Origin of the sequence: Pseudoxanthomonas fibrivorans (genome assembly GCF_041464125.1) — a bacterium.
Taxonomy (GTDB): Bacteria; Pseudomonadota; Gammaproteobacteria; order Xanthomonadales; family Xanthomonadaceae; genus Pseudoxanthomonas.
Genome location: NZ_JBGNUG010000001.1, coordinates 1,747,124 through 1,771,931 on the forward strand (window position 1 = coordinate 1,747,124; position 24,808 = coordinate 1,771,931).

The 24,808-nt window shown below is 72.6% G+C and carries 20 protein-coding genes and 1 riboswitch; of the genes, 13 read left to right on the top strand and 7 right to left on the bottom strand.

Annotated features, from left to right (window positions below; all coding sequences use genetic code 11):
- Nucleotides 1–27: 27 nt before the first annotated feature.
- Together ACA089_RS08165 and hemE are read left to right on the top strand one after the other, a co-directional pair.
- Entirely contained in the window at nt 28–288 is a 261-nt protein-coding gene (locus ACA089_RS08165) for a WGR domain-containing protein (protein ID WP_372015528.1), read from the top strand.
- Nucleotides 289–322: 34 nt separating this feature from the next.
- Complete coding sequence (hemE, locus tag ACA089_RS08170; protein ID WP_372015531.1) at nt 323–1,396, top strand: uroporphyrinogen decarboxylase; 1,074 nt, start codon at nt 323–325, stop codon at nt 1,394–1,396.
- Between the two features lie 21 nt (nt 1,397–1,417).
- On the opposite strand, the gene ACA089_RS08175 is transcribed toward hemE, so the two are convergent.
- Both ACA089_RS08175 and ACA089_RS08180 read right to left on the bottom strand, forming a co-directional pair.
- Nucleotides 1,418–2,380, bottom strand: coding sequence for a hypothetical protein (locus ACA089_RS08175; protein WP_372015533.1), 963 nt, complete (start codon nt 2,378–2,380; stop codon nt 1,418–1,420).
- Entirely contained in the window at nt 2,377–5,913 is a 3,537-nt protein-coding gene (locus ACA089_RS08180; RefSeq protein WP_372015535.1) for a hybrid sensor histidine kinase/response regulator, read from the bottom strand. Before ACA089_RS08180 ends, ACA089_RS08175 begins: the two co-directional genes overlap by 4 nt.
- 95 nt (nt 5,914–6,008) lie before the next feature.
- Here ACA089_RS08180 and ACA089_RS08185 point away from each other — a divergent pair, with 95 nt between their 5' ends.
- Genes ACA089_RS08185 through ACA089_RS08195 form a run of 3 tightly spaced genes read left to right on the top strand, consistent with a single transcriptional unit; the run spans nt 6,009 to nt 7,947 of the window.
- Nucleotides 6,009–6,755: a YceI family protein gene (locus tag ACA089_RS08185; protein ID WP_372015538.1), complete on the top strand. Its 747-nt coding sequence runs from the start codon at nt 6,009–6,011 to the stop codon at nt 6,753–6,755.
- On the top strand, nt 6,752–7,384 hold the full coding sequence (locus ACA089_RS08190) for a cytochrome b (protein ID WP_372015540.1): 633 nt from the start codon (nt 6,752–6,754) through the stop codon (nt 7,382–7,384). Before ACA089_RS08185 ends, ACA089_RS08190 begins: the two co-directional genes overlap by 4 nt.
- Nucleotides 7,381–7,947, top strand: coding sequence for a YceI family protein (locus ACA089_RS08195; protein WP_372015542.1), 567 nt, complete (start codon nt 7,381–7,383; stop codon nt 7,945–7,947). The genes ACA089_RS08190 and ACA089_RS08195 overlap by 4 nt, the downstream gene beginning before the upstream one ends.
- A 22-nt stretch (nt 7,948–7,969) precedes the next feature.
- On the opposite strand, the gene ACA089_RS08200 is transcribed toward ACA089_RS08195, so the two are convergent.
- Both ACA089_RS08200 and ACA089_RS08205 read right to left on the bottom strand, forming a co-directional pair.
- Nucleotides 7,970–8,404, bottom strand: a complete 435-nt coding sequence (locus tag ACA089_RS08200) for a hypothetical protein (RefSeq protein ID WP_372015545.1) — start codon at nt 8,402–8,404, stop codon at nt 7,970–7,972.
- The gene (locus ACA089_RS08205) at nt 8,401–8,628 is read right to left on the bottom strand and encodes a glutaredoxin family protein (RefSeq protein ID WP_372015548.1); all 228 of its coding nucleotides are present in this window, start codon (nt 8,626–8,628) and stop codon (nt 8,401–8,403) included. The genes ACA089_RS08200 and ACA089_RS08205 overlap by 4 nt, the downstream gene beginning before the upstream one ends.
- A gap of 123 nt (nt 8,629–8,751) precedes the next feature.
- On the opposite strand from ACA089_RS08205, the gene ACA089_RS08210 reads away from it, so the two are divergent.
- The 3 genes from ACA089_RS08210 to ACA089_RS08220 all read left to right on the top strand — a co-directional run bounded on the left by ACA089_RS08210 (nt 8,752) and on the right by ACA089_RS08220 (nt 14,351).
- Nucleotides 8,752–10,134 carry an L-serine ammonia-lyase gene (locus ACA089_RS08210; protein ID WP_372015550.1) on the top strand — a complete coding sequence of 461 codons (1,383 nt, stop codon included), beginning with the start codon at nt 8,752–8,754 and terminating at the stop codon, nt 10,132–10,134.
- Between the two features lie 85 nt (nt 10,135–10,219).
- A complete protein-coding gene (locus ACA089_RS08215) occupies nt 10,220–11,053 on the top strand; it encodes a hypothetical protein (RefSeq protein WP_372015552.1) in 834 nt (277 codons plus the stop codon).
- Nucleotides 11,054–11,330: 277 nt separating this feature from the next.
- Nucleotides 11,331–14,351, top strand: coding sequence for a ligand-binding sensor domain-containing diguanylate cyclase (locus tag ACA089_RS08220; RefSeq protein ID WP_372015555.1), 3,021 nt, complete (start codon nt 11,331–11,333; stop codon nt 14,349–14,351).
- Here the strand turns inward: ACA089_RS08220 and ACA089_RS08225 are convergent.
- From ACA089_RS08225 to metX, 3 genes are all read right to left on the bottom strand, one after another.
- Entirely contained in the window at nt 14,338–15,357 is a 1,020-nt protein-coding gene (locus tag ACA089_RS08225; RefSeq protein WP_372017704.1) for a homoserine dehydrogenase family protein, read from the bottom strand. The two genes, ACA089_RS08220 and ACA089_RS08225, sit on opposite strands and share 14 nt — an antisense overlap.
- A 77-nt stretch (nt 15,358–15,434) precedes the next feature.
- Nucleotides 15,435–16,658 (bottom strand): O-succinylhomoserine (thiol)-lyase, encoded by a 1,224-nt coding sequence (locus tag ACA089_RS08230; protein WP_372015557.1) that lies wholly within the window; start codon nt 16,656–16,658, stop codon nt 15,435–15,437.
- Nucleotides 16,655–17,689, bottom strand: a complete 1,035-nt coding sequence (gene metX, locus ACA089_RS08235; protein ID WP_372015558.1) for a homoserine O-succinyltransferase MetX — start codon at nt 17,687–17,689, stop codon at nt 16,655–16,657. The genes ACA089_RS08230 and metX overlap by 4 nt, the downstream gene beginning before the upstream one ends.
- A gap of 72 nt (nt 17,690–17,761) precedes the next feature.
- A riboswitch (SAM riboswitch) is annotated at nt 17,762–17,880 on the bottom strand.
- Nucleotides 17,881–18,128: 248 nt separating this feature from the next.
- Here metX and ACA089_RS08240 point away from each other — a divergent pair.
- From ACA089_RS08240 to ACA089_RS08260, 5 genes are all read left to right on the top strand, one after another.
- Nucleotides 18,129–19,058 (top strand): NHL repeat-containing protein, encoded by a 930-nt coding sequence (locus ACA089_RS08240; RefSeq protein ID WP_372015562.1) that lies wholly within the window; start codon nt 18,129–18,131, stop codon nt 19,056–19,058.
- On the top strand, nt 19,055–19,987 hold the full coding sequence (locus ACA089_RS08245; RefSeq protein WP_372015565.1) for a peptidoglycan DD-metalloendopeptidase family protein: 933 nt from the start codon (nt 19,055–19,057) through the stop codon (nt 19,985–19,987). Before ACA089_RS08240 ends, ACA089_RS08245 begins: the two co-directional genes overlap by 4 nt.
- An 82-nt stretch (nt 19,988–20,069) precedes the next feature.
- A complete protein-coding gene (locus ACA089_RS08250; protein WP_372015568.1) occupies nt 20,070–21,674 on the top strand; it encodes a peptide chain release factor 3 in 1,605 nt (534 codons plus the stop codon).
- A 396-nt stretch (nt 21,675–22,070) separates the two neighbouring features.
- A complete protein-coding gene (gene trhA, locus ACA089_RS08255) occupies nt 22,071–22,748 on the top strand; it encodes a PAQR family membrane homeostasis protein TrhA (RefSeq protein WP_372015571.1) in 678 nt (225 codons plus the stop codon).
- 78 nt (nt 22,749–22,826) lie between these two features.
- Complete coding sequence (locus tag ACA089_RS08260) at nt 22,827–24,806, top strand: AsmA family protein (protein ID WP_372015573.1); 1,980 nt, start codon at nt 22,827–22,829, stop codon at nt 24,804–24,806.
- Nucleotides 24,807–24,808 lie beyond the last annotated feature (2 nt).

Below are 24,808 nucleotides of genomic sequence, written 5' to 3' on the forward strand. Positions count from 1 at the left end.
GACCCCGGCCGGCTACAATGCCGGCCCATGCGCATCCTCCTGCAGCAGCGCCCGGCCCCGGGCGAAGCCCCCCGCTACCTGCAGCTGACCCTGCAGCCGGACCTGTTCGGCGGCTGGGAGCTGCTGCGCGAGACCGGCCAGGTCGGCGGCAGGTCGCAGCTGCGCCGCGAGCAGTACCTGCTCCAGGCCGAGGCCACCGCCGCGTTCGAGAAGGCCCGCGACGGCCAGCTCAAGCGCGGCTTCCAGGTCGTGTTCGTCAGCGGCGCCGAAGCGCCGAAGCCGGCCTGAGCGCGCACCCCCTTCCCACGTCCCAAGGTTTTCCGTGTCCGATACCCTCGCCAACGACCGCCTGCTGCGCGCCCTGCGCCGGCAGCCCGTGGACCGCACCCCCGTCTGGCTGATGCGCCAGGCCGGCCGCTACCTGCCGGAATACCGCGCCACCCGCGCCGCCGCCGGCAGCTTCCTGGCGATGGCCAAGAACCCGGAGCTGGCCTGCGAGGTCACCCTGCAGCCGCTGCGCCGGTTCCCGCTGGACGCGGCGATCCTGTTCTCCGACATCCTCACCGTGCCCGACGCGATGGGCCTGGGCCTGTACTTCGCCGACGGCGAAGGCCCGAAGTTCGAGCGCCCGGTGCGTGACGAAGGCGATGTCGCCAGGCTGGCCGTGCCGGACATGGAAACCGGACTGCGCTACGTGATGGACGCGATCCGCGTGATCCGCCGCGAACTGGGTGGCCGCGTGCCGCTGATCGGTTTCTCCGGCAGCCCGTGGACGCTGGCCTGCTACATGGTCGAAGGCGGCGGCAGCGACAACTATTCGAAGATCAAGGCGATGGCCTTCAACCGCCCCGAGCTGCTGCATCGCATGCTCGGCGTGGTCACCGATGCGGTGATCGCCTACCTGTCGGCGCAGCGCGCGGCCGGCGCGCAGGCGCTGCAGGTGTTCGACACCTGGGGCGGCGTGCTGTCGCCGTCGCTGTACCGCGAGTTCTCGCTGCCCTACCTGCAGCGCATCGCCCGCGAATTGGATCGCGGCGACGGCGATGCGCGCGCGCCCCTGATCCTGTTCGGCAAGGGCAACGCGCCGTACCTGGAAGACCTGGCTGCCTCGGGCACCGACGCGGTCGGCGTGGACTGGCTGGTCGGGCTGGGCGAAGCCGCGCGCCGCACCGGCGGCCGCGTCGCCCTGCAGGGCAACCTGGATCCGGCCACGCTGTACGGCAGCCCGGGAAAGATCGCCGCCGAGGCCGCGCGCGTGCTCGACGACTACGCGGCCGGCAACGGCGGCTCGCGCGAGGGCCACGTGTTCAACCTCGGCCACGGCATGTCGCCGGACATGGATCCGGAACACGTCGCCGCCCTGGTCGAGGCGGTGCACGCGCACAGCGCGCGCTGAGGGCGGCACCGCGGGTGGCGTTCAGCCGGTGCCGGACACCGGCGACCGCGGCCGCCCGATCCGCGGCCCGCGCGACGGCGCGTCCGCGTCGACGGGCCGGCGGTACTCGATCCGGATTTCGCGCAGCGCCGGCGGCACGTCCGGCTCGATCGCCTCCGGTGCCACGCACCCCGGATACAACGAACCGGCGAGCTGTTCGGCCAGCAGCGGCGCGCGCGCGGCCTCGGCCTGCGCGACCAGCACGCGGTCGCCGACCACCACCGCCGACGGCTCGCGGCCCGGTTCGCGATAGCTGGCCAGCACCTCGCCGGCATCCACCGGCGGCAACGTGGCGGCGAGGTCCACCCGTGCCGGCAGCCAGCAGGTGCCGGTATTGACGATCCGCAACTGCCCGGCCACCGAGGCCATGAACGCCTCCAGCTCGCGCTGCAGCGATCCGACGGTGGCCGGTGGCTGGGCCGCGCTGGCGCGCGCCTTGACCAGGTAGAGCCCGTGCGGGAACAGCAGCATCGCCGAGGCCAGCGCGTCGTCCGGGTACTGCAGGCCGAGCCGCCACGCGCCGACCTCGCGCGCATCGCCCGCGGCCGGCGCCGCCGCCGCGAGGGTGAACGGCTCCAGCACGCCCATCTCGACGCCGCGGCCGGACTGGCGCGCCGCCTCGGCGATGCTGTCCCGCTCGCTGCCCGCGAACAGCGCCAGGGCCTGCGCGGTCTGCACGCCGGCGGGATAGAAGTACAGGTCGATCCATCGCTGCTTGCGGTTGTCCGCGTAGCGCACCGAAACGCCGAGGCGTTGTTCGGCATAGCGCTGCTCCGACTCGGCGAGCCAGCCCCCGACCAGCAGCGGATAGAGCACGCGGGTCTCGCTGATCACCTCGCCGAGGAATGCGGGCTCCGCGGGCTGTGCGGGCGCGGCCGTCGCCGCGGCGGCAGGCACCAGGGACACGGCCAGCGCCAGGGCCCGCCAGCCTCCGCGCCCGGTCATGCTTCCATCGCCTCCGGCAGGACGGCCTCGATCGCCGCGGCCAGCATCTCGCCGGTCACCGGCTTGCGCAGGAACCCGTCGAAGCCGGCCGCGCGTGCCTGCTGTTCGGCGTCGGCGTCCGCGCGCGCGGTGACCGCGATCAGCGGCGGGCCGAAGCCCTGCAGCCGCAACTGGCGCGCGAGCGCCAGCCCGTCCATGCCCGGCAGGTCCAGGTCCAGCAGGGCGAGGTCGAAACGCGCCACCGATACGTCGGCCAGCGCGGCCAGGCCATGCGGCGCGTGCGCGACCCGGTGCCCCTGCGCGCGCAGCAGGCTCGCGATCACCTCGGCCACGGTGGGGTCGTCTTCCACCAGCAGCAGGTCCAGGTGGCGCATCCCGCCGGCCGTGCGCCTCGGCGGCGGCACGCTGGCCGGCGAAGCGGCGGGCAACGGCAACCGCACGGTGAAGGCCGTGCCCTGGCCCGGCGTGCTGTCCACGCTGATCTGCCCGGCCATGGCCACCGCGAGCTCCTGGCAGATCGCCAGGCCCAGCCCGCTGCCGCCGTAACGCGCCGTGGTGCGCGCGCCGTCGGCCTGTTCGAAGCGGCGGAACAGGCGCTGGCGCTGCTCTTCGTTCAACCCCGGGCCGGTGTCGCGCACGACGAAGGCGACCCCGCCGTCGATGGCCGGCGAGACGTCCAGCGCCACCTCGCCGCGGTCGGTGAACTTGACCGCGTTGCCAAGCAGGTTGAGCAGGATCTGGCGCACGCGCACCGGATCGCCGCGCAGCCAGCGCGGCGCGTCGCCGGCGACGTTGACGTGGAAGGCCAGGCCACGCTGCTCGGCGCCCGGCGCCATCAGCGCGGCGACCTCGGCGACCAGGGCGCGCAGGTCGAAGTCCTGTACGTCCAGCTCCAGCTTGCCGGCCTCGATCCGGGCCAGGTCCAGGGCGTCGTTGACCAGGCGCATCAGGTGTTCGCCGGCCCGCCGGATCGATTCGATGTAGCTGCGCTGGCGCGGATCCAGCGGCGTGGCCAGCAGCAGTTCGCTCATTCCCAGCACGCCGGTCATCGGCGTGCGCACCTCGTGGCCGAGCGTGGCCAGGAAGCGGCTCTTGGCCAGCGAGGCCTGTTCGGCCAGTTCCCGCTTGTGCACGTCCAGCTGCCACTGGTTGCGGCGACGCAGGCGTCGCCGGTACAGCCAGCCGACCGACAGCAGCGCCACGATCGCCAGCCCGCCCAGCACGGCGCCGCCCCACGGACTGCGCCACCACGGCGGTGGCACGCGGAACGCCAGCGTGCGCACCTCCGACCATTCGCCCTCCGCGCCGGCCGCCGCCTGGACCTGCAGCCGGTAGCTGCCCGGCGGCAGCTGCGAGAACACGCGCTCGCCACGCCCCTGCACGCCGACCCAGTCCTGGTCGAAACCGTCGAGGCGGAAACGGTAGCGGTTGGATTCGGGGTCGTCGAAGGACAGCAGCCGGACCACGACCTGGAGGTCGTGGTCGTCGGGCTGCAGCTCGAAGCCGCCGTCCGCCGGCAACTCCACCAGCGCCTCGCCGCGCCGGGCGCGCACCGCGTCGACCACCACCGCCGGCGACGGGTGCAGCGGATCGGACTGGGCGGTATCGAGCAGCAGCAGCGAGCCGTCGTCGGTGCTGGCGACCAGCACGCCCGACGGATCCAGGGTCAGGGCGCGCTCGGTGAACTCCTGGCTGGGCAGGCCTTCGCGCACGCCGAAGCGGCGCACCGACGCCACCCCGTCGCCGCGGTCCGCATCGACCCGGAACAGGCCGCGCCGCGTCGCCAGCCACGCGCGACGCTGCCCGTCGATCACCAGGCCGGTGGCCTCCGTGGCGGGAATGCCCTCGCCGATGCCCAGGTGCAGCTGCCGGCGCCACCGTCCGTCCACGCGGTTCCAGGCTTCGAGCCCGTTCAGCCGCTGCAGCCACAGACGGTCGGCACCGTCGAATGCGAAGGCCTGCACCGGCTGCGGATCCATGCCGGGCAGCTCGGCGAAGGCGCGGGCGGCCGGATCCCAGCGGCGCAGGCCGGCGTCGGCCGATATCCACGGCAACCCGTCGGGGCCGAGCTGCACCGCCGACAGGTCCGCGGTGCCCAGCCCGGGCGTGCCCGCCGGCAGCGACTCGAGGACGCGGCCGTCGATGCCGTCGCGGCGCTGCAGCCCCCCGCCGGGCGCGGCGATCCACAGGCTGCCGTCCGGGGCGGGCAACAGCCAGTCGATCGAGCCGACGGGCGCGCGGTCCACCTCGCTGCGGGTCGTCCACGCCCGCTGCGCGCCGGTCGCCGGATCGACCAGCACCAGCCCGTCGGGATACCCGATCCACAGCCGCCCGCGGACGTCTTCCACCAGGGTGCGCGGCCGCCCGCCCTTCAATTCCTCCGCCAGCTGCCGGGTGGCGACGCCGGTCGCGGCGTCGAGCCGCTCGATGCCGCCGGCGGCGCCGGCCAGCCATACGCCGCCGGAGCGCGCGGGGGCGACGGCGCGGTACAACCCGCCCTGCAGCCCGTTGCTGGCGTCCAGCACGGCGGTGCGGCGCCAGTCCGAGCGCAGGTAGCCGAGGCCGCGCGAGGGCAGCGCCACCCACAACGCGCCGTCGTCCTGGCGCAGCAGCGCCTGCACCTGGCTGTTGATGCCCAGGGCCTTGGATTCGTGCAGCACCGGCACCGGCGCGTCGGCGCCGCGCACGCGCCACACCCCTTCGCGCGTGGCCAGCCAGTACCCGCCTTCGCCGTCGTCGCTCATCGCGGTGACGGTGCGCGCGCCCTTGAAGTCCCCCGCCCAGCGCGGCGTCCGCCAGTGGCCGTCGTCGCCGAGCAGGAACAGGCCGTGCGACGTCCCGATCCAGGTCGCGTCCGCCTCGCGCCACAGCGACACCACCGGCGGCCACGGGTTCGCGCCCGGCATCGCGAGCCGTTTCACATGCTTGTCGGAACAGCGCACCAGGCCCTGCAGGGTGCCGACGAGGGTGCCGCCGCGGTCGTCGAAGGCCAGCGCCAGGATCGCCCGGTCCATCACCGCATTGACCTCGGCGTCGGAGGAGCGCATGCGCTTGACCTGGTCCTGCGCATCGATCCGGTACAGGCCGCCGCCGTAGGTGCCGAACCAGATCTCGTCGCCGCGGCCGGCCACGGCGAACACTTCCTCGCTGTCCATCTGCGGATGCGCGGCCTTGCGGAAGTGGCGGAAGCCGTCGCGCGCGGCATCCATCACGCTCAGCCCGCCACCCTCGCTGGCCACCCAGATGCGATTGCGCGCGTCGACGTACAGCACCTGCAGCACGTTGCCCGGAAGCGAGGCCGGGTCGTCCGGGTCGTGGCGCCAGACCCGGAAGCCGACGCCGTCGTACCGTGCCAGGCCATCCCAGGTGGCCGCCCAGAGGAAGCCGTCATGGTCGCGCGCCAGCGCCGGCACGGTCGTCGCCGGCAGCCCGTCGGCCGGACCGAGGACCCGGAAGCGCGGGATCTCGGGCACGGCGGCGCCCGCGGCGCCCACCACCGCCAGCAGCACGCACAGCACGCAAACGCGCAGCATCGACATCCGCTCTCCCCGCTCCCCCGCGAATCGTCGCAACGCATCGTTGCAGGCGCAAGCCGCGCCCCGGCCGCCCGGGGCCTAGAATGCGCCGCATGACGCCCACGCGCCCGTCCCACGCCGCGCCCCCGCGATGCGCCGCCCCCGCAGGCACGCGCCTGGCGCGGCAGGCCCTGCTGCTGGCGACCGCGCTGGCGGTCGCGCCGGCCTGGGCGGACAGCGCGCGTTACGCGCTGGACCCGGTGCACACCCGCGTGCAGTTCGCCGTCTCCCATGCCGGGTTCTCGCAGGCCATCGGGACGGTCTCGGGCAGCACCGGCAGCCTCGAGTTCGACCCGGACGACTGGAACGGCGCCCGGCTGGAGGTCAGCGTGCCGCTGCTGCGGCTGGACCTCGGCGACCCGGACTGGAACCGGGCGGCGCTCGCGCGCAACCTGCTCGATGGGGGGCGCTGGCCGGACGCGCGCTTCGTGTCCACGCGGGTGGAGCCGCTGGCGCCGGACCGCTTCATCGTCCATGGCCAGCTGACCCTGCACGGCGTCACCCGCGAGGTGCCGCTGGCGGTCACGTTCAACGCGCTCAGGCGCCACCCGCTGCCACCGTTCAGGCGCACCGCCGGATTCTCGGCCACGGCCGCGATCAGCCGCCGCGAATTCGGCATCGATGCCTGGCCCACGGTGATCGGCGATCGCGTCGAGCTGAGGATCGAAGCCGAGGCGACACGCGCCCGCGGCGACGACGACGGCGATGACGGCGCCGGCGCGCCATCCACCGCGCCGGCCGAAGACGCCCCGCGCGCCCCCGCAGCCCCGACCGAGCCCCAGGAGCCGAGTCCGCCATGAGCCTGAAGAATCCCGTGGACCGCTGGGGCGGTGTCAGCCAGCTGCTGCACTGGACGATCGCCGTGCTGATCCTGGCGATCGGTGCGGTGGGGCTGGTGATGGGCGAACTGCCGCGTTCGCCGAAATGGTTCTGGGTCTACACCGCGCACAAGTCGCTGGGGCTGACCGTGCTGGCGCTGGTGCTGGTCCGTATCGCGTGGCGCCTCTACGCCGGCGCGCCGGCGCCGGTCGCCGGCACGCCGCGCTGGCAGGCGACGGTGGCCTCGTTCACCCACGGCGCGATCTACGTGCTGATCCTGGCCATGCCGCTGTCGGGCTGGCTCTACGACTCCGCCAGCGGGCTGCGGCCGTTCCGCTGGTTCGGCCTGGCCGAGGTGCCCAAGCTGTCGCCGCCGGACGAATCGCTGGCCGGTGCCATGCACGAGGCGCACGAACTGCTGTTCTGGGTGCTGATCGCGCTGGTCGTGGCCCACGCGGGCGCGGCGCTGTGGCACCACTTCGTGCAGCGCGACCCGACCCTGGCGCGGATGCTGCCGCGCGGCCGGCTCTCGCCCGCGTCCGCCGCCGCGCCGGCGGCCACGCCTTCGCCCCCCGACTTCCACGACCTCCCCCCCAAGGACTCCGCATGAGCATCAAGCTGACCTCGCCCGCCGCCGTGGCCGCCGCCCTGGCCGCGATGCTGGCCACCGCGCCGGCGACCGCCGCCGACTATGCGCAGGCCGCCGGCTCCACCCTGGCGTTCGCCAGCCGCTACGACGGCGAAGTCTTCACCGGCCGCTTCTCGACCTTCGATACCAGGCTCAGCTTCGATCCCGCCCGGCCCGAGGCCGGCAAGCTGGACGTGACCATCGCCCTGGCCAGCGCCGCGACCGGCAACGAGGATCGCGACTCCACGCTCAAGACCGCCGATTTCTTCGACGTCGGAAAGTTCGCGCAGGCGCGCTACAGCGCCAGCGGTTTCCGCAAGCTGGCCGACGGCCGCTACGCGACCGACGGCACGCTCGAGCTGCGCGGCGTGCGCAAGCCGGTGACGCTGACCTTCGCCTGGAGCGGCGGCGCCCAGCCGGTCCTCGAGGGCAAGGCGGTGGTCAAGCGGCTGGATTTCGGCGTCGGCGGCGGCGACTGGGCCGATACGGCGACCATTCCCGACGAGGTCAACATCAGCACGCGGGTGGTCCTGAAGCCGCGTTGATCCCCCGCGACCGGGCCGCTGTTCAGTCGACGGCCGGGGCCGGCGTTCCGAAACAGCCGCTGCGCCCGTCCGCGGCGCGCAGGCAGGCGCGGCGGGCGTCGGCGCTGAAGCCGAAGATCCTGCCGTCGCCGGCCACGATCACCGCGTCCCAGACGCTCTCCTCCGGCCAGGCGCCCAGCAGCGCCTTCGGCGCCGGCCCCTCGAAAGGCCGGGCGGCGGCGGCTCCCAGGATGCGGCGGATATTGGCGAGGTCGTGCGCCGCGGTGGTGCTGGTCAGGGCCTTGAGCAGCACGATCCGCTCGATCGAGGCCACGTCCAGCACTTCGCCCACCCGGCGCCCGCTCCAGCCGCCGTCGGCCGGGGGAACCGCCTTGGCCAGGTCGACGTCCGCGCCCTGCGGCCCGCCGCCGCCCGCCAGGCCGCCCATGGCCGCCAGGAGCGCCGCACGCGCGCTCACGCCAGCCATGCCCGGACCTGGTCGGCCGCGAACGGCCAGTCCAGTTCCTCGCCGCTGCCGGCGTTGCGCAGCACCGGCACGCGATGGCCGTAGCGGGCCTCGAGCCCCTCGTCGTCGTCGATGAACACGCTGTCGGGCTCGGGCAGGCGGGCCTGCGCCAGCACGGCCAGGGCCTGGTCGCAGAGGTGGCAGTCGTCGCGCTGGTACAGGACGTAACGGGCCATGCGGGCGGTCGCGGAGACGGGGGCGCCAAGGTAGCCGAACCCGGTCGGTGCCGCATCGCATCACGCCCGTTGCAGGTGCAACCAATACAATGCGCGCTCTTTCGCACGCACCGCCCGCACCTGATGGCCGTCAGCACCTTCGACCTGTTCAAGATCGGCATCGGTCCGAGTTCCTCGCACACGGTCGGGCCGATGCGCGCGGCCGCGCGCTTCGTCCAGCGCTGGCTGGTCGAGCCGGGCCACCTCGGCCAGGTCGCGCGCATCCGCGCCGAGGTGTTCGGTTCGCTCGCCCTGACCGGCCGCGGACATGGCACCGACAAGGCGCTGCTGCTCGGCCTGGAGGGCCACCGGCCGAACACCGTGGACCCGGACATCATCCCGGCCACGCTGGAACGGATCCGCGCGCAGAAGTCGCTGAACCTGCCCGGCGGCCACGCGGTCGCCTTCGACGAGAAGCGCGACCTGGTGATGAACAAGCGGCAGAAGCTGCCGTTCCATACCAACGGCATGCGCTTCACCGCCTGGGACGCGGCCGGCGCCGAGATCGCCACGCGCGACTACTACTCGGTCGGCGGCGGCTTCGTGGTCAACCAGGACGAGGCGGCCGAGGACCGCATCGTCGCCGACGACACCGAGCTGCCGCACCCGTTCGCCAGCGGCGAACAGCTGCTGGCGCGCTGCCGCGACACCGGGCTGTCGATCGCGCAGGTGATGTTCGACAACGAGCGCGCGTGGCGCGGCGACGCGGAGATCCGCGACGGGCTGCGCGAGCTCTGGCAGGCGATGCAGGCCTGCGTGGCGCGCGGCATCCGCAGCGATGGCACCCTGCCTGGCGGCCTGCACGTGGTCCGCCGCGCGCCGGCGCTGTACCGCGAGCTGTCGTCCAAGCCCGAGGCGGCGATGCGCGACCCGCTGACCACGCTGGACTGGGTCAACCTGTACGCGCTGGCGGTCAACGAGGAGAACGCCGCCGGCGGCCGCGTGGTGACCGCCCCCACCAACGGCGCGGCGGGGATCATCCCGTCGGTGCTGCACTACTACGACCGCTTCTGCCCGGGCGCCACCGAGCAGGGCGTGTTCGACTTCCTGCTCACCGCCGCGGCGATCGGCATCCTCTACAAGGAGAACGCCTCGATTTCCGGCGCCGAGGTCGGCTGCCAGGGGGAGGTCGGCGTGGCCTGCTCGATGGCCGCCGCCGGCCTGGCCGCCGCCCTGGGCGGCAATCCGGGCCAGGTCGAGAACGCCGCCGAGATCGGCATGGAGCACAACCTGGGGCTGACCTGCGACCCGATCGGCGGGCTGGTCCAGATCCCGTGCATCGAGCGCAACGCGATGGGCGCGGTCAAGGCGATCAACGCGGTGCGCATGGCCATGCGCGGCGACGGCCAGCACAAGGTCTCGCTGGACAAGGTCATCCGGACCATGCGCGACACCGGCCGCGACATGCAGGACAAGTACAAGGAAACCTCGCGCGGGGGCCTGGCGGTCAACGTCATCGAATGCTGAGCCACCGCCGGGACGGGGGGCGGAGCACTTGATCCCGGGACGGGCGCCGGCCACATTTTGCATCACGCCCACTACTCGACAACCCATGCCAGGCAAGTACCGCGCTTCGCACGTGAAGCCCAACAAGGGATATCCGGCGATCCTCAAGCTGCTCCTCCTGGTCGGCGGCCTCCTCGCCCTGGCCAGCCACCTGGGCAACCGCATGCGCGATCCTCCGGACCACGGGCAGGCACCGGCGCCCCTGTCCGATGCGCGGGCCACCGTCGATCCCGCCCCGTCCATCACCATCCCCAAGCCCCAGGCCGCGGCCGGACCGACCCGTGTCGACAACGCGAGCATCTCGGCCAGCGCCGACGGCAGCACGATCTATATCGATGGCGGTATCGGCGAGACGTTCTTCGAGGACCTGGAAAGGACCGTGGATGCCAATCCTTTCGTCCAGCGCATCGTCCTGACCAGCGGGGGCGGATATGCGGGCCCTGGCCTGGAAGCGGCCAGCCTGATCCGCAGGAAGAACCTGACCGTCAGGGTCAAGTCCCATTGCGCCAGCATGTGCGTAGGGCTCTGGGCGGCCGCGGCAGCGAGGGAAATGGAGCCGGATGCGGTCATCGGCCTGCACCAGTGGCGGGCGACGTGCGACTCCTTTCCCGAAGCACAACGCAAGGAATGCGAATACCGTTCGCAATTCATGACCGAGCATGACGCTTCCTACGACGGCTGGCTGCGTAGCGCCGGCTTCAGCGATCGCATGCTCCGCCTCCAGGAGGCGACGGCGTCCAGCGACGTCGCGCTGTTCGTGGTGCCGCAACTATGGGAAGAGGGCGTGGATTTTCGCGTGGTGGACGCGAACGGCAACTACATGGGCCGTGAAGCAACGCTGAAATTCCTGCAGACACGGTATGGACGCAAGCGTGGTTGAGCGTCCCGATGCCATCGGCCGGGCGTCGTCCGGCAAGGCGGCGGCCGCTGGAGAATCTCCGGGAAAAGCCTTACAAACGTCATCGAATGCTGACCGGGACGCCTCCAGTTGCCCGCCTCGCGGCCGCTAGGGAGTCTCCAGGAAAGCTTCTGAACTGCATTCGGGAACCGGGGGGATCTCGATCAACGTCCTTGACGCCCGTCTGTTCCGGCCGTGCCGCCCCGGCACGCCAGCCCCCGCCGCGCGCCCCCAAGCCCGCCTGGCGGGCCTTGCCGCGGTGGCGGCCTCGCTGTGGCTGTCCCTGGCCGGAACCGCATCGGCGCTGCCGCCGGACAAGGCCTTCGGCGACTACGTGGCCGACACCTGGGGCGTGGAGCACGGGCTGCCGCAGGTCAGCGTCCTCGCCATCGCCCAGGATCGGGACGGCTACCTCTGGCTGGGTTCGCAGGGCGGGCTGGCACGCTACGACGGGGCGCGCTTCAGCCACTTCGGCCAGCAGGATGCAGCGCCGCTCGGTACCCAGGTGCTCGCGTTACACGCCGGCGAGGACGGCCGGCTGTGGATCGGGACCGCGCAGGGCTTGCTGCTCTATCGCGGCGGGCACTTCCGCGAGGTTCCGGTCGCCAGCGCCCCGGACCAGGCCCCCGGCGCCTTCCCCGTGCGCGCCATCGTCGGCGACGGCGACGGCGTGCTCGTGGCGGGTCCGGACGGGGTATACGCGAGCGACGGCACGCGCCTGTCGCTGCGCTACCCGCTGGGTGGCCCGGCCCTCGGCCTGCTGCGCCGGAAGGACGGCGTCTGGGCGGGCAGCACCGGGCAGGTGTTCCGGATCGACGGCGACCGCCTGCACCCGTATCGGCTGCCCTCCGCCGCGGCCCTGGCGCAGGTTTCGCGACTGATCGAGGACCGGCAGGGGCAACTGTGGGCCGGGACCGCGATGGGCCTGTACCGGGCGCAGGGCGACGGCTGGGAGCGCATCGCGGCCACGCCGGTGGAGGCCATGCTCGCCGACCGCGACGGCAATCTCTGGGTGGCCGGCCCGCAGCGACTCGAGCGGCGGGACCTGGCGGGCCGCCTGGTCGAAAGCGTCAGCGACAGGGTCGGTGCACGCGCGATCCGCGCGATCCACGAGGACCGTGACGGCAACCTCTGGCTCGGAAGCGCGGTCGACGGCGCCACCCGCCTCTGGGACGGCTGGACCTCGCGGCTGGGCCGCGAACAGGGACTGCGCAATCCGCTGCTGTGGTCGATCGCCCGCGGGCCCGACGGCACGGTGTGGGTCGGCGGCAGCGACGGGGTGTACGTCTATCGCGACGGTCGCTTCCATGCCCGCGCGGACGGCGCGAGCCTGCCGCACCCGGAGGCCTACAGCCTGCTGGTGGAGCGGGACCGCATCTGGATCGGCACCCGCGCCGGCGCGGCGGTGCTGCGCGACGGGAGGGTGGAGACGCCGGCGGTGCTGGCGCCGCTGCGCGGGGCGCAGGTCAGCGGCATCGTCCGCGACCGCGCCGGGCGGCGGTGGTTCGCCACCAGCCAGGGACTGTTCCTGCTCTGGCCCGACGGCAGCCTCAGCCGCTACGCCGAGGCGCAGGGCCTGGCCGATCCGCGGGTGCGCGTGGTCCACGAGACCACCGATGGACGGCTGCTGGTCGGCACCCACCAGGGCCTCTACGAGTGGCGCGACGGCGCAATCGTGGCCATCGGCCGCCAGACCGGCCTCGGCGACGACACCATGATCACCGCGATCCACGAACTCGGCGACGGACGCTGGCTCGTCGGCAGCAGCGCCGGAGAGGACCTGCGCCTGTTCGACGGACGGCGCTGGACGCAACTCGGCCGCGCGATGGGCGTGCCCGCGAGCATCCCGTTCTTCATCACCCGCGCGCACGGTTACCTGTGGGTAGCGGGCATGCGTGGCGTGTACCGCATCCCGCTGGGCCGGCTCGATGCCCTCCGCGCGGGAACGCCAGCGCCGCTCGACGCCGAAGTCATCATCAACTCCGGCGCCGATCGCCCGGGCGGACAGCCCGACCGCTGCTGCAACGGCGCGGGCAACAGCCGTGGCCTGCTGCTCGGCCACGCGCTGTGGCTGCCGACGCGCGAAGGGGCGCTGCTGGTGGACACCGCGCGCACCACCACGGCCGTGCGCGACCCGCGGGTGCTGATCGAACGCGTGCAGGCCGGGGGCCAATGGCGCTACCCCGACCCGGGCCGCGCGATGCAGCTGCCGCTCGATGCGCGTGACCTGCGCTTCGAGTTCACCGCGCTGGCGTTCCAGCCGATGCGCCCGCCGCACCTGCGCTTCCGCCTGGCCGGCTACGACCGTGGCTGGCGCGAACTGGATGCGCCGCACCTGCGCAGTGCGACCTACACCAACCTGCCCCCGGGCGACTACAGCTTCCAGGTCGTCGACGCCAACGCCAGCGGGCCCGCCGCACAGGCGGCGCGCCTGCCCTTTTCCATCCCGCCGCGCTGGCACGAGACGCGGGCGTTCCGGCTGCTGCTGCCGCTGCTGGCCGGCCTGTTCGTCTACTTCCTGTACGGCTGGCTGCAACGGCGTCACACCCGCCAGCGCGAAGCGCTCGAACAGCTGGTCCAGGAGCGCACGCGCGACCTGCAGGCGGCCAACGCGCGGCTGGAGGCACTGAGCTTCACCGACCCGCTGACCGGCCTGCACAACCGTCGCTACCTGTCGCGCCAGATCCCCGCCGACCTGTCCTTCTACGAGCGCGACCAGGCCTACCGCGACGGCACCGAGGTGGTGGTGTTCGCGCTGCTGGACGTGGACCACTTCAAGGCCATCAACGACACCCATGGCCACGCGGCGGGCGATCGCGTGCTGGAGCAGCTCGGCGCCATGCTGACCGGGCTGGTGCGCAAGGGCGACTACGTCGCGCGCTGGGGCGGGGAGGAGTTCCTGCTGGTGTTCCGGCCGCTGCCGCGCGGGAGCATGGCCCAGGTCGGCGCGCGCCTGTGCGCCGAGATCCGCGACCACCGGTTCGCCCTGGACGACGGCGCGTCGCACCGGCTGACCGCCTCGGTCGGCCTGGTCGAGCACCCGCTGTTCCCGCAGGCGCCGAACCTGCTCGACTGGGAACAGATGGTGACGCTCGCCGACCGCGCGCTCTACCGGGCGAAATCGAGCGGCCGCGACACCTGGGCCGCATTCCGCCCGTGCCCCGATGCGGCTTTGCCGGCAGGCATGGAGACCTTCGACGGCGATCCGTCCTGGCTGGTGGAGGCCGGGCTGGTCGAGCGGTTCGGCCCGGACCCGGCCCGCGGTCCTACGCCGCGCTGATCCGCAGCACGTCGTCCAGCAATGCTGCCGCGGTGACGCCCGCGCCGGCACCCGGCCCCTGGATCACCAGCGGCTGCACCGGATAGCGGTCGCTGCTCACGGCGACCCGGTTGTCGGTGCCGGACCCGGCGCACAGCGGATGGTCGGCCGGCAACGCACGCATGCCGACCGACGCTCCCTGCCGGTCGAAGCCCCCGACGAACCGCAAGCGCCGGCCGGCGCGCGCGGCTTCGCCGAAGCGGGCCGCCAGGGGCGCGTCCAGCGTTTCCAGCAGCCCGTCCACCGCGGGCAACGGCGCCGCGGCAAGCATGGCGGGCAGCAGCGAGTCGACCCGCACCTGCGACGCTTCCAGCGGCAGCCCCGCCGCGCGCGCCAGGATCAGCAGCTTGCGCCGCACGTCTTCGCCCGACAGGTCGATGCGGGGGTCCGGCTCGGTATAGCCGGCGGCCACCGCCTCGCGCACGAGATGCGAGAACGGGCGCGCGCCGTCGTAGCGGTCGAACAGCCACGCCAGCGAGCCCGACAGCACGCCTTCGACGGCATGGATGCGGTCGCCACCGGCCACCAGCGCGCGCAGGCTGCCCAGCAGCGGAAGGCCGGCGCCGACGGTGGCGCTGTCGCCGTAACGCGCGCCGGTCTGGCCCTGCGCATCGACGATCGCCTGCGAACGCGCCAGCAGCGAGCCGTGGCCGAGCTTGTTGGCGGTCACCACGCTGACGCCACGCGCCAGCCATTCCGGATGCCAGTCGGCCACCAGCTCGCTCGCGGTCGCATCGACGAGGATGTCGCCGGCCTGGAGCGCCTCGGCCTCCGCCCAGCCCTGCAGCGCCCGCTCGCGCCGGGGCGCGGCATCGGCCCGCCGCAGCGCCTCGGCCAGGCCGTCGCCGGCGGATTCCACGCTGCGCGAATTGGCCAGCCAGGCCACGCGCGGCAGGGCGAGTCCCCGCGCCTGCAGCTGCTGGTAGCGCTCGATGAACGCGGCGCCGACCGTGCCCGTGCCCAGCAGCGCCAGTCGCCGCGGAGCGGCGGCACGCGGCGACGGGCCCCCGGGATGAGGTCTCTGCCGCGCCAGCCCGGTGGCGCTCACGCATCCACCCGTTTGCGGGCCACCTCGGCCGCCGCTTGCGCCGCCTGCAGCGCGGCGGCGACGTCGGCCACCAGGTCGTCGCAGGCCTCGATCCCGATCGACAGGCGCAGCAGTCCGTCGGATATGCCGGCCTTGGCCCGCGCCTCCACGCTCATCGCCGCATGGGTCATGGTCGCCGGATGCGCGACCAGGCTCTCCACCCCGCCCAGCGATTCGGCCAGGGTGAACCAGCGCAGCGCGTCGACGAAGGCGCGCACCGCCGGCTCGCCGCCGGCGAGCTCGAAGCTGAGCATCGCGCCGAAGCCAGCCTGCTGGCGCGCGGCGACCGCGTGTCCGGGATGCGACGCCAGGCCCGGGAAGTAGACCTTCTCCACCGCCGCATGACCGTCCAGCAGCGCGGCGATCGCGGTGGCGTTCTCCTGGTGCACCCGCATGCGCGCGTCCAGAGTGCGCAGCCCGCGCAGGGTCATGAAGCTGTCGAACGGCGAGCCGGTCAGGCCCAGCGCATTGGCCCACCACACCAGCTGCTGGTGCAGTTCGGGGTCGCGCGCCACCACCGCGCCACCGACCACGTCGCTGTGCCCGTTGACGTACTTGGTGGTCGAATGCAGGACCAGGTCGGCACCGAAGGCCAGCGGCCGCTGCAGCGCCGGCGACAGGAAGGTGTTGTCGACCACGACCTGCGCGCCGGCCTTGTGCGCGGCGTCGATGACGAAGCGCAGGTCGGTGATCCGCAGCAGCGGGTTGGACGGCGTCTCCACCAGCACCAGCTTCGGCGACTGGCCGAGCGCGTCGGCCAGCGAGCGCGGATCGGTCAGGTCGGCGGTGATCAGCTCGAAGTGGCCCTTGGCCGCCAGCGCATTGAACAGGCGCCAGCTGCCGCCGTACGCGTCATGCGGCACCACCAGGCGGTCGCCCGGCTGCAGCAGTGCATGCAGCACCAGGGTGATCGCGCCCATGCCCGTGGCCGTGACCACGCCGCCGGCGCCGCCTTCCAGGTCGGCCAGCGCCTCGCCGAGCAGGTCGCGGGTGGGATTGCCGCTGCGGGTGTAGTCGTACTGGCGCTTGTTGCCGAAGCCGTCGAAGCTGAAGTTGCTCGAGAGCACGATCGGCGGCGTCACCGCGCCGTAGGCGGTGTCGCGGTCGATGCCGGCGCGGACCGCGGCGGTGGCCGGGCGACAGCCGGCAGTGTCGTTGGCGGGGGTGGGGGTCTGGCTCACGGGGTGGCTCCGGTGCCGCGCAGGACGGCGGCGAGAATGAGGTCGATGCGGTCGGTTTCTTTGAGGAAGGCGTCGTGGCCGTATGGCGAGCGCAACACGCGCAGCTGGCCGCGGCCGTGCAGGCCCTCGACGAGGTTCACCGAGTCGGCGAGCGGGACCAGGCGGTCGCCCTCCACCGCGACCACGACCACCGGCACCTGCACGGTGGCCGGATCGAGCCGGTGCAGGTCGATCGACTCGGACAGCCGCAGGTAGGCGGTGACGGGGGTGCGCGCGACGTACTGCGCGCCGGCGGCGTCCAGGTAGTCCTCGGCGGCGCAGCGCACGCGGCCGTTGACGATCTCCGGTGCGCTGTCGAAACGCTCGCCGAACTCCTCCGGCGTGCGGTAGCTGAGCATCGCGAACTGCCGCGCCAGCGCCAGGCCCTGCGCATCGGCGCACTGCAGCTGGCCCAGGGCGACGGCGCGGCGCTGCAGCGCGCGCCAGGCCGATGCGTAGGGATGCGGGCGGTGCGCGCCGCTGACCGCGACCAGCTTCTGCAGCCGATGCGGATGGCGCGCGGCGAACTGCAGGCCGACCATCGCGCCGTAGGAGTAGCCGACGAACGCCTGCAGCCGCTGGACCTGCAGCGCGTCGAGCAGCAGCGCGATGGCATCGGCCTGGTCGGTGGTGTCGATGGGAGCATCGAGCCGGCCGTCGGCGCCGACGTAGTCGAACGCGATGATGCGATGGCTGGCCGGATCGAGCGTACGGCCGGCGGCCACGAGTGCGTTGGCCCAGCCGGGTTCGCTGAAGGCATCGCTGGCCGCGACATGGCGATGGGCGGAGATGCCGCCGGCGACGAACACCACCGGGGCGCCGGCCGGCCCGTGCACTTCGTAGCGCAGCGTCACCTGGCGCGCGCCGGCGTGGCGCATCGGCAGCACGGCGGCGATTTCGCCGCGCAGCGCGGACGGCACGCCGCCGGCACCGGTCGACGGGCTGCAGAAGTCGGGGGTTTCGGGCTGGAGTGCGGTGTTCACGAGGCTCATGGCGATGTCCGGGAGGAACTCGCCATCGAGCTCTTTGCGGAGCCCGCGTTCGCCGTGCATGGCGCACGGTACGAACCATCTTCCGGCAGACGCGAAGGTCCCCGCAGGATTTGGCACCACGCAGGACGCTTGCGCGCCTGCTGGCTGCCCCGGCATCAAAGGGCCTGTCCCTCCGCCGGTCTCGATGGCGGGGCCAGATTGCCACCGGCCGAAGGGACTGTCAATCGTTTCATCCGGATAGAGCGATGGCTCCCGGCTTCACCTGCCGCCCTCGCGTGCCGATAATCCTTCCATGCAGGCCCTCCCCCGACTCCTGCGAGCCGCCGCGATCCTCGTCGCCGCCGGCCTCGCCCTCCCCCTCCCCGCCGCCCCGCCGGCCCCCTCCCGTCCCCTGGTCATCCGCGAGGCCTGGGTTTCCACGCCCGTGACGGGCGAGGAAATGGACTCGCTCGCCCTCTGGCCTGCCGGCAACGACCGCGCCTGGCTGGTGGCCTCGGCCAAGGAGGGCCAGCGGTTGCTCATGTTCGACGCGGACAGCGGCGTGCGGATCGGCGCTTCCGGCGGGCCCGGCGACGGCCCCGGACAGTTCCGCCGCCCCAACGGGGTGGCCGTTGCCGGCGACCTGCTGTTCGTGGTCGAGCGCGACGGCCGGCGGGTGCAGGTGCTGCGCCTGCCCGGATTCGAGGTGCTGGGCGAATTCGGCCGGGACGAGCTGCAGCTGCCCTACGGCCTCTGGATCGACGCCACCGCCCCCGGCCGCTACACCGCCTACGTCACCGACAGCTTCATGGCCGACTTCGCCACCGCGCAGCTGCCCCCGCGCGAGCGCCTGGCCGAACGGGTCAAGCGCTACGAGCTGCAGGTCGACCGCAACGGTCACCTGCAGGCGCGCTACCTCGGCGCGTTCGGCGACACCGGCGATGCCGGTGCGCTGCGCATGGTCGAATCCATCGCCGGCGACCCGGCCCAGGGGCGCCTGTTGATCGCCGAGGAGGACAAGCGCGTCGGCTCGACGCTGCGCGAGTACTCCACGGATGGGCGCTTCCTCGGCCGCAGCCTGCCGGTCTTCGAGGACGACGCCGAGGGCGTGGCGCTGTGGGCGTGCGGCGAGCGGGCCGGCTACTGGGTTGCGGTCGACCAGATCGACCCGACCCGCTTCCGCCTGTTCGATCGCACCACGCTGGCGCCCGCGGGCAGCTTCGCCGGCACCCGCACCGCGCTGACCGACGGGGTGGCCCTGCATGCGCAGCCGACCGTCCGCTTCCCGAAGGGCGCCCTGTTCGCACTGAACCGCGACCACGCCGTCTCCGCGTTCGACCTGCGCGACGTGGCCAGGCGCCTGCGGCTGGCGCCCGCCTGCCTGGAATGAGCGGGCCCGCGCGCTGGCTGCCGTGGCTGGTCGCCGTCGCGCTGGGGGCCGCGGTGGCACCCGTCGACGCGGCGCGCTTCTGGCGATGGAAGGACGCCCAGGGCCGGCCGACCTACGCCGACCGGCCGCCGACCGGTGAAAGCGGGGAGGTGCACACCGGCTCCTACCGCCGCACCCCGGCCGACCCGGTCGGGCTGCGCGTGCAGGACCGCGGCAGCCATTACGAGATCCTCGCCGAGAACCGCGCACCGGGCCCGGTGCAGGTCGAGCTGTCGCTCGCGCGTGCCGACAACGTGCAGCCGGTGCCCGCGCTGCCCGCCGGTTCGGTCGTGCCGGCAAGCGGGTCGCGCGTGATCGCCCGCATCTACCCGCAGGATCCGCGACTGCCCAATGCGTTCGAGGCGAACCTGCTGCAGTTGCCGGGCGATCCGCAGGCCAGGCCGTTCGACTTCGAGTACCGGGTGCCGTTCGAGTACGGCCGGGTCCGCGTCGACCAGGGCTTCGGCGGCCGCTTCAGCCACAACGACGCGCAGAACCTCTACGCCCTCGACTTCGCCCTGCCCGAAGGCACGCCGATCCTCGCCGCCCGCGGCGGGGTGGTGTTCCAGGTGGAATCGGATTTCCAGCGCACCGGGCTGGACCGGGAGCGGTACGGCGGCCGCGCCAACTACATCCGCATCCTGCACGACGACGGGACCATGGCGCTGTATGCCCACCTCAAGCCCGAGGGCGTGCAGGTCAGGGTGGGCCAGCAGGTGCGCCAGGGCCAGCCCATCGCCTTGTCCGGCAACACCGGCTACAGCACCGCCCCGCACCTGCACTTCGTGGTCCAGGCCAACCGCGGCATGCGCCTGGAGGCGATCCCGTTCCGGATGTTCGGGGCCGCCGGCGAACTGAAGTTCCCCCGCGAGGCCGGCGACCGCCCCTGAACCGGTGCGCGGGCGGCGAAGCCCGGGCCGGTATAATCCGCCGCTCCCCGACGCAGTCCGCGCCGCCCCGGCGCCCGCCCCCATGTCCGAAGTCTCCACCGAAGCCGCGCGCCGGCGCACCTTCGCGATCATCTCGCACCCCGACGCCGGCAAGACCACGCTGACCGAGAAGCTGCTGCTGTTCGGGGGCGCGATCCAGATGGCCGGCTCGGTCAAGGGCCGCAAGGCCGCGCGCCACGCGACCTCGGACTGGATGGCGCTGGAGAAGGAGCGCGGCATCTCGGTCACCTCCTCGGTGATGCAGTTCCCGTACGAGGGCCGCATCGTCAACCTGCTCGACACCCCCGGCCACGCCGACTTCGGCGAGGACACCTACCGCGTGCTCACCGCGGTCGACTCGGCGCTGATGGTCATCGACGTGGCCAAGGGCGTGGAGGAGCGCACGATCAAGCTGATGGAAGTGTGCCGCCTGCGCGACACGCCGATCATGACCTTCGTCAACAAGCTCGACCGCGAAGGCAAGGACCCGATCGACCTGCTCGACGAGGTCGAGACCGTGCTCGGCATCCAGTGCGCGCCGGTGACCTGGCCGATCGGCATGGGCCAGCGGCTGAAGGGCGTGGTCCACCTGGTCAGCGGCGAGGTCCACCTGTACGAGCCGGGCCGCAACTTCACCCGCCAGGACTCGACCATCTTCCCGTCGCTCGATGCCCCCGGCCTGGAGGAGAAGATCGGCGCGGAGATGCTTGCCCAGCTGCGCGATGAACTCGAGCTGGTCCAGGGCGCCAGCCATCCGTTCGACAAGGACGCCTACCTGCGCGGCGAGCAGACCCCGGTGTTCTTCGGCTCGGGCGTGAACAACTTCGGCGTGCAGCCGCTGCTGGACTTCTTCGTCGAGCACGCCCCGCCGCCGCAGGCGCGCGAGACCACCGGCCGCGAGGTCGCACCGCAGGAAAACAAGCTCACCGGCTTCGTGTTCAAGATCCAGGCGAACATGGATCCGCAGCACCGCGACCGCGTCGCCTTCATGCGCGTGTGCTCGGGCCAGTTCGCCGCCGGCATGAAGGCCTTCCACGTGCGCACCGGCAAGGAAGTGAAGCTCGCCAACGCGCTGACCTTCATGGCCTCCGACCGCGAGATCGCCGCCGAGGCGTTCCCGGGCGACGTGATCGGCATCCACAACCACGGCACGATCTCGATCGGCGACACCTTCACCGAAGGCGAGTCGCTGTCGTTCACCGGCATCCCGAACTTCGCCCCGGAGCTGTTCCGCCGCGCGCGCCTGCGCGACCCGCTCAAGCTCAAGCAGCTGCAGAAGGGCCTGGCCCAGCTGTCGGAGGAAGGCGCCACCCAGTTCTTCCGCCCGCTGATGAGCAACGACCTGATCCTGGGCGCGGTCGGCGTGCTGCAGTTCGACGTCGTCGCCTACCGGCTCAAGGACGAGTACGGCGTGGACGCCAGTTTCGAGCCGGTCGGCGTCGCCACGGCACGCTGGATCCACTGCGCGGACGCGAAGAAGCTCGAGGAATTCCGCGAGAAGAACGCGATGAACCTGGCGATCGACGCGGCCGGCGAACTGGTCTACCTGGCGCCCACCCGGGTCAACCTGCAGCTGGCGCAGGAACGCGCGCCGGGCGTCGAATTCAGGGCGACCCGCGAGCACGCGCACGCGGCGCCTGTCGGCTGAGCCGTCCGGCACGCGGGCCCGCTCAACGGGCCCATGCATCCGCCAAGGCTGCAGGCGCCTCGTCGCGGCAGCGTGGCGCAGGGAACGCTGCATGTCCCCGGGTCGATCGCCACCGCCGTCGCTGCCGGACGGGTGGAGCATGACCATCATGGAGGACGGCCCGGGCCGTACCGTGCAACGCGCGCGCGCGGCGCCAGTCATCCCGCGCCCGTGCGGGCCGCTGGTTGACCCGATGGGCCGCCGACCCTAGCCGTTCGCGGCGTCACGAGTCGATGGTGGGTACCGGCTCGGAGCTCCGCAACCGGACGAGCTCCTGCCGCGGCTGCGGACGACCATTCCGGAACCCGCGCCGGCGTACAGATGCGCGAGCCGCGCGCTTGCAGTAAGTTGCGGCGCATGCCGGCCGCCCCGTCCCCCACCCGCGACGCCGCGCACCACCTGCGCGACGAAATCGCCAACGCGTTGACCCATGGCCTCGGCGCCGCCGCCGCGCTCGCCGGCGGCGCGGTGCTGATCACGCTGGCGGCGATCTACGGCGACGGCTGGCAGCTCGCCGGCGCCATCGTCTTCGGCGTAGCCCTGCTGCTGCTCTACACCGCCTCCACGCTGTACCACGCCATCCAGCACCCGGTGGCCAAGGGCCGCCTGAAAGTATTCGACCACTGCGCGATCTACCTGCTGATCGCCGGCACCTACACGCCGTTCACGCTCATCGGCCTGCGTGGCCCGTGGGGCTGGGGACTGTTCGCGGCGATCTGGTCGCTGGCCCTCGCCGGGGTGGTGTTCAAGCTGTTCTACACCGGCCGCTTCCCGCGCCTGTCCACCGCCATCTACATCGCGATGGGCTGGCTGGTGGTGGTGGCGATGAAACCCATGCTGGCGGCCATCGACGGCTGGACGCTGGGCTGGCTGCTGGCCGGCGGCGTGTTCTATACGCTGGGCACCTATTTCTACCACCGCGAATCGATCCGCTATTCGCATGCGATCTGGCACCTGTTCGTGATCGCCGGCAGCGTCTGCCATTTCGTGGCGGTGAGCGCACAGGTCCTGATGCCCCGGCTGCAACACGCCTGACACCCCATCGCTAACGGGGCGTGAAAGATCCCACCGGCGCTTCGCATGCCGTGCACGCGGCCTGCCGATACTGGCCGCATGAATACACCTGCCGCGCCCAGCCGCTTCCAGCGCGTCCGCGCATGGAGACCCTCGCGCCGCACCGGCACCGTGCTGGGGCTGATCGCGATCGCCCTGTTCGTGTTGTGGCTGCTGTTCGACTGGAACTGGTTCAAGGGCCCGCTCGAGCGCGCGGTCAGTGCCGCGACCGGGCGCGAATTCCGCATCGACGGCGACCTGGACGTCGACCTGGGGCGCACGATCACCGTATCGGCGGACCGGTTGCGGCTGGCGAACGCGCCTTGGTCGAAGCAGGAGCGGATGGGCACCGCCGAACGCGTGGAGATCGACCTCGCGCCGTGGCCGTTGCTGGCCCTGCGCCTGCGCATGAAGGAGATCCGCGCCCGCGAGGTCGACCTGTGGCTGGAAACCGCGCCCGGAGGCACGGGCGGCAACTGGGTGTTCGACGACGACAAGGAGGCCACGTCGGGCGAGCCACGCTGGCGGATCGACCGGCTGTGGCTGGAAGACAGTCGGCTGCGCTTTTCCGATGCCGCCGAGAAGACCGACATCGACATCACCCTGGACAGCGTCCGGCCTGGAACGGGCAAGCGTCCCGACGGCTCCGCGCCGGTCGCGGTGAAAGGCAAGGGGCACTGGCGGGGCGCGGCCTTCGCCCTGGAAGGCCAGGCCGCCTCGCCCCTGGCACTGGCCGACACCGACACGCCGTATCGCGTCGACCTCGATGCACGCGCCGGCGCCACGCGTGCCAGCGCCAGCGGCACCCTCACCAACCCGTTCCGGTTCCAGACCTTCGACCTGCAGATGCGGCTGGCCGGCCAGGACCTGGAAGACCTGTACCCCCTGCTCGGCCTCGCGCTGCCGCCCTCGCCGCCGTACCGGCTCGACGGCCGCCTGCGCCGCAATGGCGATCTCTGGCGCTATGACGGCTTCAAGGGCGTGGTCGGCGACAGCGACCTGGCAGGCGATGTGCAGGTCGACGTGTCCGGCAGCCGACCGGTATTCAACGCCAAGCTGCTGTCACGCCGCCTGGACTTCGACGATCTCGCCGGTTTCCTGGGCGCGCCGCCGTCGACCGGCGGCGGCGAAACGGCCAACGCCGAGCAGAAGAAGCAGTCCGCGGAACTGGCCGCCAGCGCGCGGCTGCTGCCCGACACGCCCTACAACCTGACCAAGCTCAATGCCATGGACGCGGACGTGCGCTGGCGCGCGCAGAAGATCCATGCGCCCAAGCTGCCGATGATCGAGGACATGGACGCGCACCTGTTGCTGGACGCCGGCGTGCTTCGCCTGGAGCCGCTGAACTTCGGCGTCGCGGGCGGCGACGTGCGCTCGACCATCCGCATGGATGCGCGGCAGGCCCCGATCGACACCCGGGCCAGGATCGCGGTCCGGGGCGTCGAACTGCCCAAGCTGTTCGCGCAGGCCGAGCTGGCGCAGGGCGCCGTCGGGCGCATCGGGGGCGACATCAGCCTGCATGGCCGCGGCAATTCCATTGCGGCGATCCTCGGCAGCGCGGATGGCGATGTGGGCCTGGGCATGGGCCGGGGCCGGATCAGCAACCTGGTCATGGAACTGGCCGGACTGGACATCGCCGAATCCCTCAAGTTCCTGCTGACCGACGACCGGCAGGTTCCGATCCGCTGCGCGTTCGCCGATTTCGGCGTCCAGGACGGCCTGATGACCTCGCGGGCGCTGGCCTTCGACAGCACCGACACGATCATCGTCGGCGAAGGCACGATCAACCTCGAGGACGAGCGCCTCGACCTGCTGCTGCGGCCGCGGCCGAAGGACCGCAGCATCCTCTCGCTGCGATCGCCGCTGCGCGTCGGCGGGACGTTCAAGGATCCCTCGTTCCGCCCGGACCTGGCCGCCCTCGGCCTGCGCGGCGCGATCGCGCTGGCCCTGGGCAGCATCACCCCGCCGGCGGCGCTGCTGGCGACCTTCGAAACCGGCCCGGGCGAGGACAGCGACTGCGGCGGCAAGTACGCGCGCTGAAC

Excerpts from the sequence above, each read along its gene's own strand:
- ACA089_RS08210 (WP_372015550.1), top strand. The coding sequence starts at position 8,752 with ATGGCCGTCAGCACCTTCGACCTGTTCAAGATCGGCATCGGTCCGAGT.
- ACA089_RS08215 (WP_372015552.1), top strand. The coding sequence starts at position 10,220 with ATGCCAGGCAAGTACCGCGCTTCGCACGTGAAGCCCAACAAGGGATAT.
- ACA089_RS08250 (WP_372015568.1), top strand. The coding sequence starts at position 20,070 with ATGTCCGAAGTCTCCACCGAAGCCGCGCGCCGGCGCACCTTCGCGATC.
- ACA089_RS08260 (WP_372015573.1), top strand. The coding sequence starts at position 22,827 with ATGAATACACCTGCCGCGCCCAGCCGCTTCCAGCGCGTCCGCGCATGG.
- ACA089_RS08205 (WP_372015548.1), bottom strand. The coding sequence starts at position 8,628 with ATGGCCCGTTACGTCCTGTACCAGCGCGACGACTGCCACCTCTGCGAC.
- ACA089_RS08180 (WP_372015535.1), bottom strand. The coding sequence starts at position 5,913 with ATGCTGCGCGTTTGCGTGCTGTGCGTGCTGCTGGCGGTGGTGGGCGCC.
- ACA089_RS08185 (WP_372015538.1), top strand. The coding sequence starts at position 6,009 with ATGACGCCCACGCGCCCGTCCCACGCCGCGCCCCCGCGATGCGCCGCC.
- metX (WP_372015558.1), bottom strand. The coding sequence starts at position 17,689 with ATGAGCCTCGTGAACACCGCACTCCAGCCCGAAACCCCCGACTTCTGC.
- ACA089_RS08190 (WP_372015540.1), top strand. The coding sequence starts at position 6,752 with ATGAGCCTGAAGAATCCCGTGGACCGCTGGGGCGGTGTCAGCCAGCTG.
- trhA (WP_372015571.1), top strand. The coding sequence starts at position 22,071 with ATGCCGGCCGCCCCGTCCCCCACCCGCGACGCCGCGCACCACCTGCGC.
- ACA089_RS08240 (WP_372015562.1), top strand. The coding sequence starts at position 18,129 with ATGGACTCGCTCGCCCTCTGGCCTGCCGGCAACGACCGCGCCTGGCTG.
- ACA089_RS08165 (WP_372015528.1), top strand. The coding sequence starts at position 28 with ATGCGCATCCTCCTGCAGCAGCGCCCGGCCCCGGGCGAAGCCCCCCGC.
- ACA089_RS08175 (WP_372015533.1), bottom strand. The coding sequence starts at position 2,380 with ATGACCGGGCGCGGAGGCTGGCGGGCCCTGGCGCTGGCCGTGTCCCTG.
- ACA089_RS08195 (WP_372015542.1), top strand. The coding sequence starts at position 7,381 with ATGAGCATCAAGCTGACCTCGCCCGCCGCCGTGGCCGCCGCCCTGGCC.
- ACA089_RS08245 (WP_372015565.1), top strand. The coding sequence starts at position 19,055 with ATGAGCGGGCCCGCGCGCTGGCTGCCGTGGCTGGTCGCCGTCGCGCTG.